Annotated in this window: 18 protein-coding genes and 2 pseudogenes; 4 read left to right on the forward strand and 16 right to left on the reverse strand. The window is 63.1% G+C overall.

All coding sequences use genetic code 11. The annotated features are described in order from the left end of the window. Positions 1-23 precede the first annotated feature (23 nt). The 5 genes and pseudogenes from ldcA to queE form a co-directional block, all read right to left on the reverse strand. Positions 24-938, reverse strand: a complete 915-nt coding sequence (ldcA, locus tag ACHMW6_RS16765; protein WP_395408199.1) for a muramoyltetrapeptide carboxypeptidase — start codon at positions 936-938, stop codon at positions 24-26. Beyond that, a complete protein-coding gene (locus tag ACHMW6_RS16770; RefSeq protein WP_395408200.1) occupies positions 925-1,857 on the reverse strand; it encodes an alpha/beta fold hydrolase in 933 nt (310 codons plus the stop codon). The genes ldcA and ACHMW6_RS16770 overlap by 14 nt, the downstream gene beginning before the upstream one ends. A gap of 48 nt (positions 1,858-1,905) precedes the next feature. Further along, positions 1,906-2,376, reverse strand: coding sequence for a tRNA adenosine(34) deaminase TadA (gene tadA / locus ACHMW6_RS16775; RefSeq protein WP_395408201.1), 471 nt, complete (start codon positions 2,374-2,376; stop codon positions 1,906-1,908). Continuing rightward, positions 2,369-2,814, reverse strand: a pseudogene (gene queD / locus ACHMW6_RS16780) (6-carboxytetrahydropterin synthase QueD). Before queD ends, tadA begins: the two are co-directional and overlap by 8 nt. Positions 2,815-2,817: 3 nt before the next feature. Further along, positions 2,818-3,453: pseudogene (gene queE / locus ACHMW6_RS16785) on the reverse strand (7-carboxy-7-deazaguanine synthase). A 153-nt stretch (positions 3,454-3,606) separates the two neighbouring features. Between queE and ACHMW6_RS16790 the strand changes: the two are divergent. Then, positions 3,607-4,596, forward strand: a complete 990-nt coding sequence (locus ACHMW6_RS16790) for a diguanylate cyclase (protein WP_395408202.1) — start codon at positions 3,607-3,609, stop codon at positions 4,594-4,596. Here ACHMW6_RS16790 and ACHMW6_RS16795 read toward each other — a convergent pair. From ACHMW6_RS16795 to ACHMW6_RS16805, 3 genes are read right to left on the reverse strand one after another with little or no spacing between them, the layout of a single operon-like run. After that, positions 4,584-6,299 carry a DUF4214 domain-containing protein gene (locus tag ACHMW6_RS16795; protein ID WP_395408203.1) on the reverse strand — a complete coding sequence of 572 codons (1,716 nt, stop codon included), beginning with the start codon at positions 6,297-6,299 and terminating at the stop codon, positions 4,584-4,586. The two genes, ACHMW6_RS16790 and ACHMW6_RS16795, sit on opposite strands and share 13 nt — an antisense overlap. A gap of 36 nt (positions 6,300-6,335) precedes the next feature. After that, on the reverse strand, positions 6,336-6,569 hold the full coding sequence (locus ACHMW6_RS16800; protein ID WP_395408204.1) for a hypothetical protein: 234 nt from the start codon (positions 6,567-6,569) through the stop codon (positions 6,336-6,338). A 6-nt stretch (positions 6,570-6,575) separates the two neighbouring features. Continuing rightward, a complete protein-coding gene (locus tag ACHMW6_RS16805) occupies positions 6,576-7,337 on the reverse strand; it encodes a DNA/RNA non-specific endonuclease (protein WP_395408205.1) in 762 nt (253 codons plus the stop codon). Positions 7,338-7,479: 142 nt separating this feature from the next. Between ACHMW6_RS16805 and ACHMW6_RS16810 the strand changes: the two genes are divergently transcribed. After that, the gene (locus ACHMW6_RS16810) at positions 7,480-8,841 is read left to right on the forward strand and encodes a methyl-accepting chemotaxis protein (protein ID WP_395408206.1); all 1,362 of its coding nucleotides are present in this window, start codon (positions 7,480-7,482) and stop codon (positions 8,839-8,841) included. On the opposite strand, the gene ACHMW6_RS16815 is transcribed toward ACHMW6_RS16810, so the two are convergent. Further along, a complete protein-coding gene (locus ACHMW6_RS16815; RefSeq protein WP_395408207.1) occupies positions 8,831-10,126 on the reverse strand; it encodes a sensor histidine kinase in 1,296 nt (431 codons plus the stop codon). The genes ACHMW6_RS16810 and ACHMW6_RS16815 overlap by 11 nt on opposite strands. Further along, the gene (locus ACHMW6_RS16820; protein ID WP_395408208.1) at positions 10,123-10,857 is read right to left on the reverse strand and encodes a response regulator; all 735 of its coding nucleotides are present in this window, start codon (positions 10,855-10,857) and stop codon (positions 10,123-10,125) included. Before ACHMW6_RS16820 ends, ACHMW6_RS16815 begins: the two co-directional genes overlap by 4 nt. Before the next feature lie 158 nt (positions 10,858-11,015). Here ACHMW6_RS16820 and ACHMW6_RS16825 point away from each other — a divergent pair, with 158 nt between their 5' ends. Then, a complete protein-coding gene (locus ACHMW6_RS16825) occupies positions 11,016-11,705 on the forward strand; it encodes a cytochrome c biogenesis CcdA family protein (RefSeq protein ID WP_395408209.1) in 690 nt (229 codons plus the stop codon). 18 nt (positions 11,706-11,723) lie between these two features. Then, a complete protein-coding gene (locus tag ACHMW6_RS16830; protein WP_395408210.1) occupies positions 11,724-12,254 on the forward strand; it encodes a thioredoxin family protein in 531 nt (176 codons plus the stop codon). 58 nt (positions 12,255-12,312) lie between these two features. Here ACHMW6_RS16830 and ACHMW6_RS16835 read toward each other — a convergent pair whose 3' ends face one another. From ACHMW6_RS16835 to ACHMW6_RS16860, 6 genes are all read right to left on the reverse strand, one after another. After that, positions 12,313-12,657, reverse strand: coding sequence for a hypothetical protein (locus tag ACHMW6_RS16835; RefSeq protein WP_395408211.1), 345 nt, complete (start codon positions 12,655-12,657; stop codon positions 12,313-12,315). A gap of 64 nt (positions 12,658-12,721) precedes the next feature. Further along, complete coding sequence (locus ACHMW6_RS16840; protein WP_395408212.1) at positions 12,722-13,708, reverse strand: response regulator; 987 nt, start codon at positions 13,706-13,708, stop codon at positions 12,722-12,724. Beyond that, positions 13,705-13,902 carry an ATP-binding protein gene (locus tag ACHMW6_RS16845; RefSeq protein ID WP_395408626.1) on the reverse strand — a complete coding sequence of 66 codons (198 nt, stop codon included), beginning with the start codon at positions 13,900-13,902 and terminating at the stop codon, positions 13,705-13,707. The genes ACHMW6_RS16840 and ACHMW6_RS16845 overlap by 4 nt, the downstream gene beginning before the upstream one ends. Continuing rightward, positions 13,811-14,827 carry a response regulator gene (locus ACHMW6_RS16850; RefSeq protein ID WP_395408213.1) on the reverse strand — a complete coding sequence of 339 codons (1,017 nt, stop codon included), beginning with the start codon at positions 14,825-14,827 and terminating at the stop codon, positions 13,811-13,813. Before ACHMW6_RS16850 ends, ACHMW6_RS16845 begins: the two co-directional genes overlap by 92 nt. Next, positions 14,828-16,177 (reverse strand): sensor histidine kinase, encoded by a 1,350-nt coding sequence (locus ACHMW6_RS16855; RefSeq protein ID WP_395408215.1) that lies wholly within the window; start codon positions 16,175-16,177, stop codon positions 14,828-14,830. Then, entirely contained in the window at positions 16,177-17,580 is a 1,404-nt protein-coding gene (locus tag ACHMW6_RS16860) for a class I SAM-dependent methyltransferase (protein WP_395408216.1), read from the reverse strand. The genes ACHMW6_RS16855 and ACHMW6_RS16860 overlap by 1 nt, the downstream gene beginning before the upstream one ends. Positions 17,581-17,679 lie beyond the last annotated feature (99 nt).

Here is a 17,679-nt window from a genome sequence, read left to right on the forward strand (position 1 = left end):
CAAATTGTAACATTTTTCGGGGCTTACCGCCTCAGCAAAGGGTAATCCGTCACCGTGAGATCAAAACCGGCCGCATCCGAGCGCAGATGGGCGGGCGCGCCGAACGGCAGCGTGCAGCGCTCCTTGACGTGACCAAATGGCAAGCCCGTCAGCACCGGCACGGAAACGCGGGAGCGGATGAAGGCCAGCATGGCATCGAAATCGTAGCCGTTGTCGGCCGGCGCCAGGCGGTAACCGGAGAAATCGCCCAGCACAACGGCCGACTGGCGTTCCAGGATGCCCGCCATCTGCAACTGAAGCAGCATGCGTTCCACACGGTAGGGATGCTCGGCAATGTCTTCGAGGAACAGGATGCCGCCCTCAATGTGCGGGAAGTAAGGCGTGCCGACCAGGTGGTTGATCATGGCCAGGTTGCCGCCCCACAGCGTGCCGCGCACGTCCACCTGCGGGTTACCCTCGGCCGTGCCGCGCACGCGGTGCGTCGGCCCTTGCAGGCAATCCCAGAATTGACGGATCGTGTAGTCCACCACTTCATCGCGGATGAAATCGTCGCACATCATGGGGCCGGCAAAACTGATGCGGCCGGTAGCCTGGTACAGGCCCATATGGAAAGCGGTGATATCGCTGTAGCCGACGAAGAGCTTGCCGCTGTCGGCCATCTTGCGGAAATCGATCTGCGGCAGGATGCGGCTTATGCCGTACTGGCCGCGCAGGGCGATAACGATCTGGCAGTCCGGATCTTCCGCGGCCGCGTTCAACTGTGCCAGGCGGCCTTCGTCCGTGCCGGCGAAGCGCTGGAACTTGCGCCCGGAGTCGTAATAATTGTGGACCGTGATGCCCTGGGCTTCGAGGCGGGCGATGCCGCGGGAGAGTGCCGCGTCGTCGAGGGCGTAGCCGCCGGGGGCGGCGATGGCGATACCGATGTCAGTCTTGCTCAAGATAGTCTGCTGGTGATGGCTGAGTCGCAGCCATCTTACCTTCCATGTGCGAACCGATCAAGGCAAGCAGGCGGCCGATCAGCTGCGGCGGCAAGTCGTGACCCATGCCTTCGATCAGCTCCAGGCGGGAGCCCGGAATCTGGGCTGCCGTGTCGATGCCGCAGGCGGCGGGCACCAGCGGATCTTCCGTGCCGTGGATAACCAGTGCGGGACATTGCAGGCTGCGCAGCAGCTTGCTGCGATCACCCGAAGCGACGATCGCCACCAGCTGACGCGAAGCGCCATCCGGATGGACGTTGCGGTCGACCGCCCGGCTGCACATCTCACGTACATAGGCTTCCGGCATCGGGTAAGCCGGGCTGCCAATCACATTGAAGGTATTGGCCATGTATTCGATAAGCTGCTCGCGCGTGCCGGCCGGGGGCGAGGAAGAAAGCAGGACGCGGCGGGCGGCGGCCGTGGGTCCCGGCAAGCCGGGCCTGCCGCTGCTGGACATGATGGAAGTCAGCGACAAGGTCCGCTTCGGATAGCGCGCGGCAAAGATCTGCGACACCATGCCGCCCATGGACACGCCGATGATGTGGGCGTGCGGAATCCCCAGGTAGCTCAGCAGTCCGCAGGCATCGGCTGCCATATCGTGCAGGGTATAAGCGGCCTTGAGCTTGAGGCCGGCAAGAGTTTTCAGGTAGGCGAGCCAGAGGCGCGGCGCGCCAAGATGGTCGAACTTGCTGGAGAGGCCGGCATCGCGGTTATCGTAGCGGATCACGTAATAGCCCATCTCCACCAAGCCGTCGACAAAGGCTGGAGGCCATGAAACGAGCTGCAGACCGAGGCCCATATTCAGCAGCACTGCCGGTTTGGCGGGGTTGCCGCTGGCCTCGTAGCTTATCGTAATACCATTTATATTCGCGTCCGCCACGGTTGTTCCTCCATGGTGCAAGGATAGCACCGTGGGGGTGCGCACGGCTCAGCTTTGTTGTTTCGCAACACGGCGCCGTTCGGCGAAAAAGGCCTTCAGCAGATTGCCGCAGTCCTCTGCCAGTACACCGCCTTCCACCTCGGCATGGTGGTTCAGTTTTTCCTGCTCGAACATGTTCACGACGGAACCACAGGCGCCCGTTTTTGGGTCGGACGCACCATATACGATGCGCGACAGGCGTGCGTGCATCATGGCGCCCGAGCACATCACGCAGGGTTCCAGCGTCACGTACAGCTCGCAGCCAGGCAAACGATAGTTGCCCACCGCTTCGGCGGCGGCGCGCAAGGCAACAATTTCGGCGTGGGCAGTCGGATCGTGGCTGCCGATCGGCTGGTTGAAGCCGCGGCCGATCACCACGCCATCCTTGACGACGACGGCGCCCACCGGCACTTCACCCCGGTCCCAGGCGCGCTGCGCCTCGGCCAGGGCTTCGCGCATGAAGTCCTGCTGCTCAGGCATCGGTGATCTCGGCCCAGCAGTTCGGGGTTTCGTGCAGCACCAGCTTGTGCAGGTGCAGGCCGGTGCCATAGCGGTCCTTGAAGGCGGCCTTGAGGATGCCCCAGGCGACGGCGGCCAGGTTTTCCACGGTCGGAATGCGGTCGATCACCACCGTTTTGTGGCCTGGCAGCGAAGACAGGAATTCCTTCACGGCCGCATCCTTTTCGTAGACGAGGAAGGCGTGGTCCAGACGTCCACCAGATGCTCCTTGGCGATCGACTTCACATCGGAAAAGTCCATGATCATGCCATTGTCGGAATTGCCTTCGGCATCGATCACATTGCCGGTCAGCGTGATTTCCAGTACGTAGCGGTGGCCGTGCAGGTTGCGGCACTGGCTTTTGTGGTCGGGAATGCGGTGGCCGGCGTCGAATTCCAGCTTGCGGGTAATGGTCAGCATTGCTTAAGGGATGTTCAAAAGTTTATGGGTTTGCAGGCTCAGGTTCCACTTCGGATTGCGCTTGCAGGTCTCAACGGCCAGCCCGGTATTGAAGGCGGCCAGCGGGCCATCCATCGGCTGTACGAAGAAATGTTCGAAGTCCAGCCCTACGTAGGCGGATAGGTCCTGGTCCTTCTGCGGGATCACGACCTTGATTTCATTGCCCTTCGTGACGACCAGTTGCGAGCCCATCTTCGGGCTTACGCAGATCCAGTCCACACCCGGCGGCACTTCGATCGGTGCCGTTGGTTTCGATGGCGATCGTGAACCCGGCGGCGTGCATCGCCGCGATCAGCGCTTCGTCCAGCTGCAGCAGCGGCTCGCCGCCAGTGAAGACCACGTATTTGTGGCCATGGCCCTGCGGCCACAAGCTGTCGATCTCCTGCGCCAGGGCGTCGGGCGTGCTGAATTTGCCGCCCGCGCTCGCCGTCCGTGCCGACAAAGTCGGTGTCGCAGAACTGGCAGACCGCGGTGGCGCGGTCGCTCTCGCGGCCGGTCCATAGATTGCAGCCGGCGAAGCGGCAGAAAACGGCGGGGCGCCCCGGCGTGGGCGCCTTCGCCCTGCAGAGTATAGAAAATTTCTTTGATGCTGTATGTCACGATAGGTCCAGAATCGGGCGCGAAACCCAGGGAGGCAACCCTCTATTATATACCCGTTTCGCGAACCGAATTAAGTTTGCGCTTGGTCAACAATTGCGTGCAAGGGCGACGGCAAAATCTGTTCATCAGGACATTAAAAGAGGCCGCCGCCAAATGAATCAACTGCACAATATCCAGCCCCTGTTTGCCCACCCCGCTGCCGGACAGGAGCATGGATTTGCCTTCAAGCTGATGGAACTGCTGGTCATCCCCACCTTCGTACTCGACTCCGATTCTAAAGTGATCATCTGGAACCGCGCCTGCGAGCGCCTTACGGGCGTGCCCGCCTATGAGGTGCTGGGTACCGCCGACCACTGGCGCAGTTTCTACCGTGCGCCCCGCCCTACTTTGGCCGACCTCGTGGTCCAGGGCCGCACCGACGAAGTCCACCATCTTTACGACGCCCACGCCCACCGCGGCGAAGGCACGGACAATCTGTGCGCCGAAAACTGGTGCGAAATGCCGCGCACCGGCCGCCGCCGCTATCTGGCCGTGGACGCCAGCCCGATCTACGACGCGGATGGTTCGGTGGTCGCCGTGGTCGAAACCCTGCGCGACATGACCGACGAGAAGCAGGCCCAGATCGCGCTGGAACAACTGGCCACGCGCGACGGCCTGACGGGCCTGGCCAATCGCCGCTGCTTCGATGATACCCTGCACGCCGAGTGGCAGCGCGCCATGCGCCAGCAGCAGCCCCTGTCGCTGCTGATGGTGGACGTGGATAACTTCAAGCAATACAACGATGCCTACGGCCATGTGGGCGGCGACGAATGCCTGCAGCGCATAGCGACCGCTGTCGCGAGCGAAATGCGCGCCAACGACCTCGTTGCACGCTATGGCGGCGAGGAATTCGCAGTGATCCTGCCCAACCAGTCGCTGAAGGGGGCAGCCATCGTGGCCGAGCGCATCCGCTGCCGCGTGGAAGCGCTGCAGCTACCCAACCTGGGCGCGGACAAGCAGTTCGTAACCGTCAGCATCGGCGCGGCGACGGCCATCGCTTCAGCAGAACACGATCCTTCGGCCCTGATCGCCACCGCCGACGCGGCGCTTTACCGCGCCAAACACATGGGCCGCAACCGCATCAGCCTGGATCAGCCGGTGTAGGGCGAATAGGTCAGCGTGGATGGCATCACGCCAACCAGCGAGGCGATGTATTCCGGCGATTCGGAGAAGTTGACCAGCACGTGGGCGCGCGAGCTGCCGTGCTGCAGGTCCGTCAGGTGGAAGGCATAGCCTGACGCATCGGGATCGCGGTGCAGCACGTTCCTGTACAACTGGGTGACGAAATCCTCGTTGCTCAGGTTGGCGCCATACAGGCGCGTGAATTCCGCGCTGTTGATGAAGTCATTGGCGATCGATTCGACGGTCACGCCGTGATCGCGCGCCTGCAGCCAGAAACCGAGGCCGCCCTCGTCCGGCGTGCGGGCGAACATGGCGCCATACAGGCGGTACAGCTGGCCGGCCGAGCCGTTGGTATCAAGCGCGACCGCCCAGTCGCTGAACTGCAGCCGCTCCACGCCGGTCAGCACATCGCTGTTTGCGCCGTCGCTGATCACCACCGCGCCGACGACTGTGCTGATCGCCGCATTTTTGCCGGAGCCCGAGAACACCAGCGTATCGACGCCGGCGCCGCCATCGACCCTGAGGCTGCCGGCCTGCGCCTGAAGCATGTCGTTGCCCGCGCCGCCCGCCAGCGTGATTGCCTGCGCGAGGTCCGAGACGGAGAGCGTGCGGTCGCTGAAGCGCAGCGACTCGACGCCCTGCAGCTTATCGACGCCTTCGCCGATCACCGTCACGTTATCGCCGACGCGCACCACGCCGTATTTGCTGAACGCCAGGTCAAAGACCACGGTATCGCTGCCGCCCGCGCCGGAAACGGTGTCATTGCCTTTGCCCAGTTCGAACTGGTCGGCGCCGGCGCCGCCCGTCATCACGTCGCCCAGGTCATTGCCGATGATGATCGATCCACCCGAACCGGCCACCGCGCGCTGCACCGACACGCCATAGGCGATCGAAATATTGTGCAGGCCCGGCGCCGTTTCGCTGAAGGTACCGGCGTTCAGGTTGATCAGCGCTTTCTGCACGCTGCTGGAGAAATCGAAGGTATTCGTGCCGCCGGCGTCCCAGATGCTGCGCGGAGTCTCGTTGGCGGCGAAGGCATACACGTCATCGCCGGTGCGGTAGCTCATATCGGCGCCGTACAGGTACTGCACGGCCTGGATGTCGTACAACATTGGCGACACAGGATACTTGCCGTTCAGCCGGACGCCGGTGGGCGCCGTGTACGACATGATCGTGTAATCCTCGTTGTCAAGCTCCTTCGGCAGCACGGCGCCGGCCAGGGCATCCCCGGCACTGTCATAGCTGCCGGGGTGCTTCAGGCCCAGCATGTGGCCGATCTCGTGCAGCACCACGTTCAGGCCGTAACTGCCCGGGTTGAAGGTGTTATTGAAACTGGAATGGTTGTCCAGGTACATGGCCACCGAATCGATCCACTTTCCAGGCAGGTAGGCGTAGGCCGCGCTGTTGCTGGCGGACTGGTCGTTCGTGCCAAACTGCAAATTCCCGCCGGACGAGACTTGCTGGAAGCTGATGTTCGCCACATCCGCCCACTGCGCCAGCGCCGTGTTGACCGCCTGGCGCTGGGCCGCGGTCATCGGCGTAAAGCCGGCCCGGTCATCCGCATTGGCGTCAGACGGCGCGCTGGTCAGGAAACTGTAGGTCAGCACCGCCGGCGTATGCGCATTGGTGTTCCAGCTGCTGTAAACCAGGGAATCGATCGAATTGTTACCGGTGACGAGGCTCATGGCGCGAAGATGGTGAGAATTTATTGCATGGTAGCATTATTCGAAGGGGTTGTTCGCCGTCTTCACAGCGGGCGGAGGCAGGCGCTGCGGCAAGTCCTTCGCCGCTTCCAGGGCGGCAACTACGCTAGCCAGCAAGGACTGCAATGCGCGGGCGTCCGCCAGTCCCGCAGCGTCGCGCGTCAGGTCGATATCGCCGCTGATAGTGATGCGGTCCCAGCCGGTTTTCGACCTGCAGCCCGCCGATTTGCAGCACATCCGATTCATTCGCATAAGGTTTCATGATTTTCCTTTCGGCCGCAGCAGGCGCAGCATGGATTCCTTCTGGCTTGCCGACAGGGCCGGCAGCAGGTTAATGCCCAGCTTTCCTTCCAGCTCCGCCACGCTGATGGTCTGATAGTGCGCGTCCGCCTCATTGGCCACGAAATACGCTGCCGCTGCATTCTGACGGGGACTGTACACCACTTTGTAGAGATGGCTCGGCACGAAAACGTTCCCGATCTTGCGCAGATCGCGTCCGAGGAAGGCCGGGCCGGTAATCACATACAGCCCGCCCTCGCGCTTCGCCAGCTTGCGCACGGCCTGTTCGATGCCCGCCCACACGTGGCGGTTATTGTCCGAGTCCTGCGGCACCATATTCGCCAGCGAAAAACTCTGGTGCTGGCTGGTGCGGTCCGGCATATCGCCGTTCGGCGCCATGTGGCCGCGGTCGAAGCCGCTGCGTGCGTAGTCGGACAGCTCGGCGCGCTGCGAAGGAGGCAGCTGCGGGTCGGGATGGAAGCTGTTCTCGCGCGACAGGTTTTGCGCTGCCTCGATGTGCGTCGGCGTCAGGTGCTCAGCCGACCATAGCGGCGTGCGCGTCAGCCCGGAATGCATCAGGCCGAAAGACTGGTAGCACAGCTCCTGCGTGGCGCGCGCCAGCTTTTCGTTGCGGATTTCAGGGGAGCGGCCATCCGCGTAGTGCTGGGGGCAGGATGGCGTGGCCAGGCTTGCGCCATGCGCCAGCAGGGCCAATGCCAGCGCGGTGAATCGTTGAAACATCTGATCCTTTTGACATGATTGAAGGATTGGCATTCTAACGGTTCGAGGAAGAATTTGTCGCACGGAAAATACATTCCACTGGACAAGTATGACATCTTATGACATTACTATTGCTTGTTGATTACAAGTAGAGGGAACCGTAATGCGCCAGCAAGAGCACATCCTGAAAGTTCACCGCTATTTCCTGCCCGTCCTGTGGCTGCTTTTCCTTTTCTCGCTGGCGCTCGCGCCGTGGTACGGCACCTGGGGCCCGGCCATCGCCGTCGGGCTGCCGGCGGCGCTGATCCCGACCATCATGGTGATCGCCATGCCGCAGGCGCTCGCTACCAGGCTCGCGATCGGCACGGCAACCATGGTTTTTTGCGCGCTGAACATTCACCAGTCCATGGGCATGATCGAATTGCACTTCGGAATCTTCGTGCTGCTCGCCCTGCTGGTTTATTACCAGGACTGGCGTGTAATCGTTTTCAGCGCTGGGGTGATCGCCGTCCATCACCTGCTGTTCAACCAGCTGCAGGAGATGGGTTTCGGGACCATGTGCCTGACAAAGCCTTCCCTGCCGGTCATCGTCGTGCATGCGGTCTATGTGGTGATTGAAGCGGCGGCGCTGTGCCACCTCGCCATTACCCTGCGCCGCAATGAGGTGAATGAGGAATCCAGCCGGCACGCCCTGCAGGACAGCTTCGACCGCATGCGCAACACGGTGGAACAGGCCCATTCCGGCATCCGCGCCATCACGGCCGCCGCGCATGAAATCTCCACCGGAAGCAGCGACCTGTCTCTGCGCACCGAGACCCAGGCCGCCACCCTGGTCGAGACGGTCGGCACCATCGACCAGCTGGCGCGCACCGTGCGCCAGAATGCGGACGACGCCCACGCCGCCAATGAGCTGGTGCTGAATGCGTCCACGGTGGCAGTCCAGGGCGGCGGCATGGTGTCCCAGGTGGTCGATACGATGGGCGCCATCCGCGAGAGTTCGCGCCGCATCGTCGAAATCATTTCCGTCATCGACGGCATTGCCTTCCAGACCAACATCCTCGCGTTGAACGCCGCCGTGGAAGCGGCGCGCGCCGGCGAACAAGGCCGCGGCTTTGCCGTGGTCGCGAGCGAGGTGCGCAACCTGGCACAACGCAGCGCCGCAGCGGCAAAGGAAATCAAGGAACTGATTGGCGATTCCGTCGCCAAGGTGGAGGCCGGCGGCCGGTTGGTGGACGATACGGGCCGCACCATGCAGCAGCTGGTGGATGCCGTGCAGCGCGTGGCCAACCTGATGAGCGCGATTTCGGACGCCAGCCGTGTCCAGACCGACGGCATCGAACAGGTGCTGCAGGCGATGACGGGGATGGACCAGGCCACGCAGCAGAATGCTTCACTGGTGCAGCAGGCCAGCACCGCCTCCGAGACCATGCGCGACAATGCCGGCCACCTGGCGCAGCTGATGGAAGCCCTGCATCTCACGCCGGGACAGCCGAAGGGAGTCCGGCTGCCGCGCCTTACAGCGTAAGCGTCGCTTCCAGTCCGCCGCCCTCGCGATTCTGCAGCGTGAGGGTGGCGCCCAAGGCCTGTGCCAACTGGCGCGCGATCGCGAGGCCCAGTCCCGTACCGCCGGTTTCCCGGTTGCGCGAACCTTCCACGCGATAGAAAGGCTGAAACACGGTTTCCAGCAACTCGTGCGGGATACCGGGGCCGCGGTCCAGCACACGGATCTCCGCACTGCCGCTGCCGGCAGGCGCCACCACCACTTCAGCATTGCCGCCGTATTTGATCGCGTTGTCGATCAGGTTTCCGAGCACACGGCGCAGCGCAAGCGGACGCGTGGTCAGCGGCGCGCCAAGCGCGCCTTGCAGCGTGACGGGTTTGCCCAGGTCCTGGTAGTCCAGCACCAGGCTGTCGAGGAAGGCGTCCAGGTCCAGGCTGCGCGGCTGTTCGCTGCCGCCATGGGCCGCTCGGGCGTAGGTCACGCCTTCACGCACCATTTCTTCCATTTGCTGCAGGTCTCGCAGGATGATGTCGCGCTGCGCCGGATCGGCATCCATCAGCTCCGTGCGCAGGCGCATGCGGGTGATCGGCGTCTGCAGGTCGTGCGACACGGAAGCCAGGATCTGCATGCGTTCCGTCATGTACTTCGAGATGCGGTCCTGCATGGCGTTGAAGGCGGTGGCGGCGCGCGCCACTTCTTCCGGTCCGCCTTCTTCCATGCGGCTCGGCCGGAGATCCGGCCCCAGTCCATCCGCCGCGCGCGCCAGCTGAGCCAGCGGGCGCGTGGCCTGCCGCACGCACAGCCAGCAGATCGCGCCAATCAGCAGCAACTGTGCGAACAGCAGCGGCAGCAGCCAGGGCGCCATCGGCAGCCCGCGCGGCAACAGGTCGATGGTCAGCGGAGAGCCATCGCTCAGGCGCAGGTGCACCTGCATATGCTCGGGAGGCCCCGGCAAGGCAGCCGCTTCCAGCTCATAGCGCTTGCCGATGGCCTCTTCCAGGGAATTCATCAGCAGGGTGGAAATGCGCGCTTCCGGCATGCCGCCCTTCTCGCCCGGACCAATCATGAAGCCATAGGTGCGGCGCTGCAGCTTGGGCAGCCAGGCCGGACGCTCCGCGGCGGGAAGGCGGTCCAGCAGGGCGACGGAACTGGCCACGTCCTGCTCCATGTAGCCGAGCATCAGCGATTCGGTGGCGGTACGGCGCTCCCGGGAGATCACGTAGAAGGTCAGCATATGGGCCAGCACCAGGCCTGTGACCAGGATCAGTGCGAGGCGGCCATACAAGGTGCGCGGCAACAGGAAACTCATTCACCGCCCTCTTGCGCCTGCACCGTTGAGGAGAAGATATAGCCTTCGTTGCGCAGGGTCTTGATGTAGCGCGGCTCGCGGGCATCGTCGCGCAGGCGCTGGCGCAGGCGGCTCACCAGCAGGTCGATCGAGCGGTCGAACTGTTCGGCGTCGCGGCCCTGGGTCAGGTTCAGCAGCTGGTCGCGTGTCAACACGCGCTGCGGGTGGTCGAGGAAGACGCGCAGCAGGCGGTATTCGGCGCCGCTCAGCGCCACCAGCGTGCCTTCCGCGTCCAGCAGGTGGCGCCCGGTCGTATCCAGTTTCCAGTCGCCGAATTCCAGCAGCGGCGCGGTTTCCACCGGTGCGCGGCCGGCCGGCAGCATGCGCGTGCGGCGCAGGACGGCGCGGATGCGGGCCAGCAGCTCGCGGGTGGAGAATGGCTTGCCGAGGTAATCGTCGGCGCCCATTTCGAGGCCGATCACGCGCTCCGTTTCTTCGCTCAGGGCAGTCAGCATCAGCACGGGCACGGTGCGCCATTTTCCGGCGCGCAGGTCGCGGCACAGCTGCAGACCGTCTTCGCCCGGCATCATCACGTCCAGCACGATCAGGTCCACCGGACCTTCCTCCAGCGCGGCCCACATCTGGCGGCCATTGGCGGCGGCAGACGCGCTCATGCCATTGCGGTTCAGGTAATTAGCCAGGAGTTCGCGGATTTCGCGATCGTCGTCGACGATGAGGATATGTTCTGCCATTTTCTCTGATTTCTTATCGGGAGCCTGCTTTATAGCCCAAGTGTAACGGACTTTTGTGTCCCAATGTATCTGGGAGAGTGTATAGACACATCGGCAAATATCCCGGACAAACAGGGGCGGTCTAATGCAGTCATCGTTAATTCAAACGGAGTGCTGCCATGACCCACTTGCTAGAAGCGCCGCTTGCCTTTTTTGCCGGCGTGCTGACCATCGCCTCGCCCTGCGTGCTGCCGGTGCTGCCCATTGTGCTGGGCAGCGCGGTCAAGGGGCCGCGTACCCGGCCGCTGTTCATCGTGCTGGGTTTCGTGCTGTCCTTCGCTTCGCTGGGGATGCTGCTGTCGCTGGTGTCGAACGTTGCGACCGATACCCACGAAGCGCTGCGCAATACGGCCATTGCCCTGCTGGGCATCTCCGGCCTGGTGAAACTGTGGCCGCAGCCTTATGAGTGGCTGAAGGCGCGCATTGCGGAACGCCTGCCGGAGCGCAGCGTCTCGGCCGTGCAGCCGGGTCCCGGCAACGGCGGCGGTTTCGTGCTGGGGATGTCGCTGGGCGCCGCGTGGACGCCGTGCGCCGGTCCGGTGCTGGCTTCCATACTGGCGCTGGTGGCCCAGGCGCAGGACCCAGCCCGCTCGGCCGGCCTGCTGATGGTGTACGCACTGGGCGCCGGCATTCCGATGCTGCTGATCGCTTATGGCGGACAGGTGATCACGTCCCGCCTGCGCTGGGTCGCCGTGCGCTCCGAAGGCATGCAGCAGATCTTCGGCGCCCTGGTGCTGCTGACCGCCATCGCCATCTATTTCCACCTCGACGTTCAACTTTATGCCCGCCTGCTCGGGCCTTCCATCTAACCGACAAGGAGTTCCACCATGTTCAAGAAAGCCCTGCTCATTTCCGTTCTGGCCGGCGCCGGCCTTGCCGCCAGCGGCGTATTCACCAGCGGCGTCAGCGCCGCCACGGCGCCTGCCGCCGCCCCTGAATTCAGCGGCATCAACCAGTGGCACAACAGCGCCCCGCTGACCCAGCAGCAGTTGCGCGGCAAAGTGGTGCTGGTCGATTTCTGGACCTTCGACTGCATCAACTGCATCCGCACCCTGCCTTATGTGAAATCCTGGTATGAAAAGTATAAGGACCAGGGGCTGGTGGTGGTGGGCGTGCATACGCCGGAGTATCCGTTCGAGCGCAAGAACGAGAACGTCGCCGCGGCGATCAAGCGCTTCGGCATCACCTATCCGGTGGCGCAGGATAACCAGTACTCGACCTGGCGCGCGTACAACAACCAATACTGGCCGGCCGCGTATCTCATCGATAAGCAGGGGCGCGTGGTGTACACGCATTTCGGCGAGGGGAATTACGACGTGACCGAGGCCAAGATCAAGGAGTTGTTGGCGCAGAAATGATGCGCCCCACGGGCGTGTAGGGCGGATCATTGATCCGCCGTGCATGAATGGCCGCCGGCTAATGCAAACGGTCAAGCGCCTGAAGCACACCCTTGCGGTTCTTATGCTTCGTCTCATACGTCCGAACCTTCCGCCGTTCAGCGGCGCTCAGGTCGGAAACCTTGCTGGCGATGCGCGGCACCGTCAGATGATCATAGTCGTCGATCGGCAGGCTGCGATCGGGTGATTTGCCGGCGCGGTCGGCCGACTTGGCGGATTTGGTCTCGCCATACTGCTTGCGCTGCTTGTTAACGATACGGGCCGCGACTTCCTCCTCGCGGCCCTTGTAGCGTCCTTCCTTCTCGAACTTGCGTTCGATCTCCTTGTACTCGCGCTCGCGTTTGGGGCTGGCTCCTCTTGGCATGATGGCTCCCTCCTTTAGATAAAGGCCATCTTAGCCAATCGGCCGCCCCGGCGGCGCACGGCACTCAGAACTGTTCGACCCAGGCAGCCAGCTGCGACGGGGTCAGCGCGTTTTCGGCGGTGACCATGCGGCACTTCACGCCATCATCGCTGGCCGCCATCTGCATGGACGCACCGCGCTTGCCCATCCACAGCAGCACCGCCAGCCAGAAGGCATGTTCCGACGATACCGGCGCCGCGGTCGGCGTTTCCAGGAACTCGGTGAGCTGGGAACGCTGCAGGAACAGGGCCGTGCCGTTGCCCGTGTCGCGGAAGGTCGGACCGAAAGCCTCGGCCAGCAGCACGAAGGCATACGAAGCCTGTGCGCCGCCGTTCTGCTGCTCCAGGCGGCCCAGGTGCTCGCGCACGGCCACGCCGAAACCGGCGCTGCGGAAGGCTTCGGAACTGATCAGGTCCGAGTGGTCCAGCATCAGCCAGTCCGGCTCCGGCGGGATCATGCCTGCGCTCAGGGCGCCGGACAGATAGCTTTCCACCGGCACGAAAGGCGCGCCGGCCGACAGGCTGGCGGACAGCGTGTACAGCGTGCCGATACGGCTGGCGACAGCCTGTTTCTGGCGCACCAGCAGCTTCTCGCGCAGCAGCTGGGCGTGCTCCTTCTGCAGCCTGGCCAGGGCCAGCGCCTGTTTCAGCTCCATGCGCAGCGACGCGATATCCCACGGTTTCTGGATGTAGCGGTGGATCTGGCCCTGGTTCACGGCGTCCACCGTGTGCTCCATCTCGGAGTAGGCCGTGGTCAGGATGCGCACGATGTGCGGGTAGCGGTCCCACGCATAGAACAGCAGCTCATTGCCGTATGCGCCGGGCATGCGCTGGTCGGACACCAGCACCGCAATCTCATCGGCATGCTCATCGAGCATGCGCTTGCCCTCTTCCACCGATTCCGCGGTGTACACAGGTGCGAGCGAACCGAGGGCGCGCTGGAAGTATTTGAGGGCGGTCGCCTCATCGTCGACGTACAGGATCGCCGGTGCGGTTTTCGTGGGTTCGGTCATGCTCGTTCCTTCTCTAAATCCGGGAAATTCATGGTTACGGTGGTGGAGCAACCCTGTTCGGACTGCACCCGCAGGTGGCCTCCGAACGACTGCATCACGCGGTTACAAAATATCAGGCCCCAGCCGCTGCCGCCTTCCTGGCCATGCATGGTGACGGGGTCCAGCAGCAGTCGGTTGAGCAGCGCCGGCGGGATGCCGGGGCCATTGTCCTCCACAACGATGTAGGGACGGGTATCCACGCCCACGGTGATCTTCAGCACCGGGTCGGGGGTGTCCGTTCAGCGCGCGCAGCGCATTGCTGAGCAGGGAGGACAGCACCAGGGCCACGCAGTTCGGCGAGACCTTGACGGTAAAGTCGCGCTGCACGTCGACCGCGATGGCGGCGCGCTGGGCAGGCGACAGCGGATAAACATTCAGCAGCGCATTCACCATCTGGTGCGCGCTGCCGCTGGCCACGCGGGCGGCCGGCACCACGCTGGCGCGCTTGACCGAGTCCACGAAGGACGACAGCACAGACAGGCAGTAGCGCGCATTGTCGTTCATATGCGCGGCCGCATTGCCGATGTCCGCCTTCAGCGGCAAGCCATTGTCCGGCCCCGTGCCGCTGACGCGGCGCTGGATATTGCGGGCGAAATTGGCGATGGTGGCCAGCGGCGTGTTCAATTCATGCGCCAGGAAGGCCACCGTTTCCTCGATCGCCAGCAGGCTTTGGCGGCGCGCGGCGCGCTCGCGGGCATTGTGGGCCGCCAGGCGCAGGGCGTTGCGGACGGTATCCATGTCCAGCGGCTTTTCCAGGATGCGGAAGATATCGCCGCCATTGATGGTATCCAGCAGCACCTGCTTGTCCGCATAGGCGGTCACCAGGATGCGCACCAGGTGCGGATAATCCTGCTCCACCTGGCGCAGCAGTTCGCCGCCCACGCGGCCCGGCATGCGGTAGTCGGTCACCAGCACATCGATATCCGACTCCGGCTGCGCCAGGATTTCCAGCGCCTCGTCCACGCCCGGTGCGGTCAGCACACGGTAATCGCCTTCGATGGAACGGGCGAAGTACTTGCGCGCCAATTCCTCGTCGTCTACGTACAGCACAGTGGCTGCATTGCGTTCACTGTTCGGCATTTATTTGTCCACCCCTGTTACACGCGGCAGGTCGAAAGTGAATCGGGTCCATTCGCCAGGCACGCTTTCAGCCGCAAGCAGGCCGCCGTGACGCTGGATTACGCTATAGCAGATGCTGAGCCCCAGGCCCAGCCCCTGCCCCACCTCGCGGGTGGTAAAGAAAGGTTCGAATACGCGGCCGATGTTCTCCGGCTGGATGCCGGGGCCGTTGTCGCGTACGGCCACACGCAGGCGGTCGCCATCGGCTTCGGCGCTGATGTCGATGGTGGGCTGCGAGGTGGCGCCCTTGCGCATGGCCAGCGCCGCATTGCTCAACAGGTTGATCAGCACGCCGACAATGGCAGCCTCGTCGCCGCGCACCAGGGTATCCGCGGTCAGATTGCGGTTCACCTTGATGCCCTTGATTTCATGGCCCACCAGGCGCACCGAGGAATCCAGTGCGCGCTCGAACAGGAACTGCGAGCTTTCATGGTCGGCGCCGCTCTTGCGGTAAGCGAAAGTCTTCAGGTCGGAGACGATGTACTGCACCCGCTGCATGCCCTGCTTCGCGTCCGTCAGGCATTCCATCAGCAGCGGGCTGCTTTTCGCGGCCGGTTCTTCCACCGCCACATCGATCGCCATCATGCAGAAGTTCACTGGATTGTTCACCTCATGCAGCAGGCCGGCCGCCAGCGTACCCAGCGCCGCCATTTTTTCCTGTTGCAGCATCTGGCCCTTGATCTCGGCCAGGCTGCGATTGATGTTTTCGAGCTCGCCGTTCTTTTGCGCCACTTCTTCCTTTAAAGCGTGCAGCTGGCGGCGAACGCGTTCGTTATAGTAGGTGTATACGGTGCTTCCAGCAATCGAGAAGACGATGATCGTCGTGTGGAAAGCGAACTGGCTGCCATCCTGGATGCCGCCGGGGCGCATGGCGCATGCCATGTAAAACAGCAGCAGCGTGACGACGCCAAAGCTCAGCGTGTATTTATAGCCGACCGGGAACAGCGTGCCGACGGCAAAGATGGTCAGGATGATGCCGGCATAGAACAGTGAAGTCTCGCCCTGCGTGACGTAGATCATCCAGGCGATCATCACCTGCGGGAAAGTCAGCCAGATGAAAGTCACGCTGTGTACATGGTTGCGGCCGTAACGGGTGTACAGCAGCACCAGCGCGGCGACGATGGCCAGGCTGGTCACGGCGCGCGCAATGGCGAAGCGCAGCATCTCATCCGGGTAGACGGCATAGTCCAGTATCATGCCCAGCAGGACCAGCACCACCACTGTCACCGCGCAGGCGCGGCTGGACAGCAGGTGGTATTCGCTCAGTTCCTGCTCATAGCTGGTAGGCAGCAAAATCGCTACTCCGTTCATCAAAATGCCGCCGCGCCGATGGTGGTTTCGGCGAACACATTGACTCCGGTCGGATCCGTGTACACCGTCGTGCCGCTCGACATCGGCGGCAGGATGGCGTGCATCTTCGCTTCATCCCGGTAAATCAGGTACCACTCCAGTATGTGTTCCATGCTGAAGCGCTCCGGATTGCTGCTGTGGACGTTGGTCACCAGCAGCTTGCCGCCCGGGCGGGTACGCGCGGCAAAGTAGCTGTTCAGGCGCGAGCAGACTTTGTCGGACAGGTAGTCGAACAGACCCGCGCAATACACGGCATCGAATTCGCGCTGCTCCTCATCCACGGCGTCCACGCGGCGTTTCAACAGCTGGTGCACGGAATCATGCACGAAATCGATCTGCGTATGGCGCCCGGTTTTGCGCTGGATGCCGGCCAGGGTATTGCGCGTGTACTCCAGCGTTTCCTCGCTGAAGTCCATCAGCTGGAAGGACAGCAGTTCCGGATGCGGCGAGGTTTCCAGGAAACGCTGGATCTCGACGGCAGGACCGCAGCCCACGTTCAGCACGCGCAGCGGACGGCCGATGCGGCGCGCCTCTTCCGCCAGCCGCTCAAGGTAGCCGACCAGGACATCGATGCGGTGACGGTGGGCGGTGGCCACGGCCGTCTGCAGGAAGGCCGTGTTTACGATCTGGAAATAGGTGCTCGGGCCCTGGCGCGGGTCGCTCAGGATCTGGTTCACCATCTGGTAGTCGCCGGCGTAACCGAGCGGCTTGGTATACGTGCGGAACACGAAAGGCGCGCGCAGGATCAGCGGGTGCAGCGCAGCCTGCGCGAACGCACGGTGCGAGGCTTGCAACTCATCTTCCACCTGCGATGCCTGGCCATTCAGCTCATCAAAGTAATGCTTGGTCTTCAGCATCAGCGGACGCGCCAGCTCATAGAAGTAGTCCAGCGGCAGGCGCTGATCGTCCTTCGGCAGCGCGTCGGAGAGGTCGACCTGCTCCAGCCAGCGCGAAGCGTCGGACAGGAAGGCGCGCGTTTCGTTGACAACAATCTGGTAATCGCGGCGGATACGGAAGCGGTCGCTCCAGTCATCCACGAAGGCCTGCGCTTCGCGGCCGATGGCGCCCGGCGCCACCACCACTTCGGAAAGCTCGCGCCACTCATCGATCAGCGTCACCGACACCACGGCCGTGAGGCCGGTGTTCACCATGCTGATGACGACAGCCTTGCCGATATAGGCGCTCTTGGAACCCATGCGGACCGTCAGCTCGTTCAGGACTTCACTGACCTGGACAATGGAGTACGGGTTGTATACCTCCATCACCAGCGACTTGCGCTGCAGGTTCACGATGGTCCCGCGAACCGCTTCACCCTGGGTGTTAAAAAAACTTACGACCGGATCAATTTGTGTCTGTGAATACACGTTATTGGCTATTGGAGGACGTCAACAAATCGAGTGTATAGGAGAGCGTGTCGTAGCGCAATATTTCCACATGGCGAAGTTAATTTCTTATACACTAAA

Origin of the sequence: Pseudoduganella sp. UC29_106 (genome assembly GCF_044055365.1) — a bacterium.
Lineage (GTDB): Bacteria > Pseudomonadota > Gammaproteobacteria > Burkholderiales > Burkholderiaceae_D > Rugamonas.

Coding starts and splice junctions, on each gene's coding strand:
- ACHMW6_RS16815 (WP_395408207.1), bottom strand. CDS start 10,126: ATGAGTTTCCTGTTGCCGCGCACCTTGTATGGCCGCCTCGCACTGATC.
- ACHMW6_RS16855 (WP_395408215.1), bottom strand. CDS start 16,177: ATGAACGGAGTAGCGATTTTGCTGCCTACCAGCTATGAGCAGGAACTG.
- ACHMW6_RS16850 (WP_395408213.1), bottom strand. CDS start 14,827: ATGCCGAACAGTGAACGCAATGCAGCCACTGTGCTGTACGTAGACGAC.
- ACHMW6_RS16790 (WP_395408202.1), top strand. CDS start 3,607: ATGAATCAACTGCACAATATCCAGCCCCTGTTTGCCCACCCCGCTGCC.
- ACHMW6_RS16805 (WP_395408205.1), bottom strand. CDS start 7,337: ATGTTTCAACGATTCACCGCGCTGGCATTGGCCCTGCTGGCGCATGGC.
- ACHMW6_RS16840 (WP_395408212.1), bottom strand. CDS start 13,708: ATGACCGAACCCACGAAAACCGCACCGGCGATCCTGTACGTCGACGAT.
- ACHMW6_RS16810 (WP_395408206.1), top strand. CDS start 7,480: ATGCGCCAGCAAGAGCACATCCTGAAAGTTCACCGCTATTTCCTGCCC.
- ACHMW6_RS16825 (WP_395408209.1), top strand. CDS start 11,016: ATGACCCACTTGCTAGAAGCGCCGCTTGCCTTTTTTGCCGGCGTGCTG.
- ACHMW6_RS16800 (WP_395408204.1), bottom strand. CDS start 6,569: ATGCGAATGAATCGGATGTGCTGCAAATCGGCGGGCTGCAGGTCGAAA.
- ACHMW6_RS16820 (WP_395408208.1), bottom strand. CDS start 10,857: ATGGCAGAACATATCCTCATCGTCGACGACGATCGCGAAATCCGCGAA.
- ACHMW6_RS16835 (WP_395408211.1), bottom strand. CDS start 12,657: ATGCCAAGAGGAGCCAGCCCCAAACGCGAGCGCGAGTACAAGGAGATC.
- ACHMW6_RS16830 (WP_395408210.1), top strand. CDS start 11,724: ATGTTCAAGAAAGCCCTGCTCATTTCCGTTCTGGCCGGCGCCGGCCTT.
- tadA (WP_395408201.1), bottom strand. CDS start 2,376: ATGCCTGAGCAGCAGGACTTCATGCGCGAAGCCCTGGCCGAGGCGCAG.
- ACHMW6_RS16795 (WP_395408203.1), bottom strand. CDS start 6,299: ATGAGCCTCGTCACCGGTAACAATTCGATCGATTCCCTGGTTTACAGC.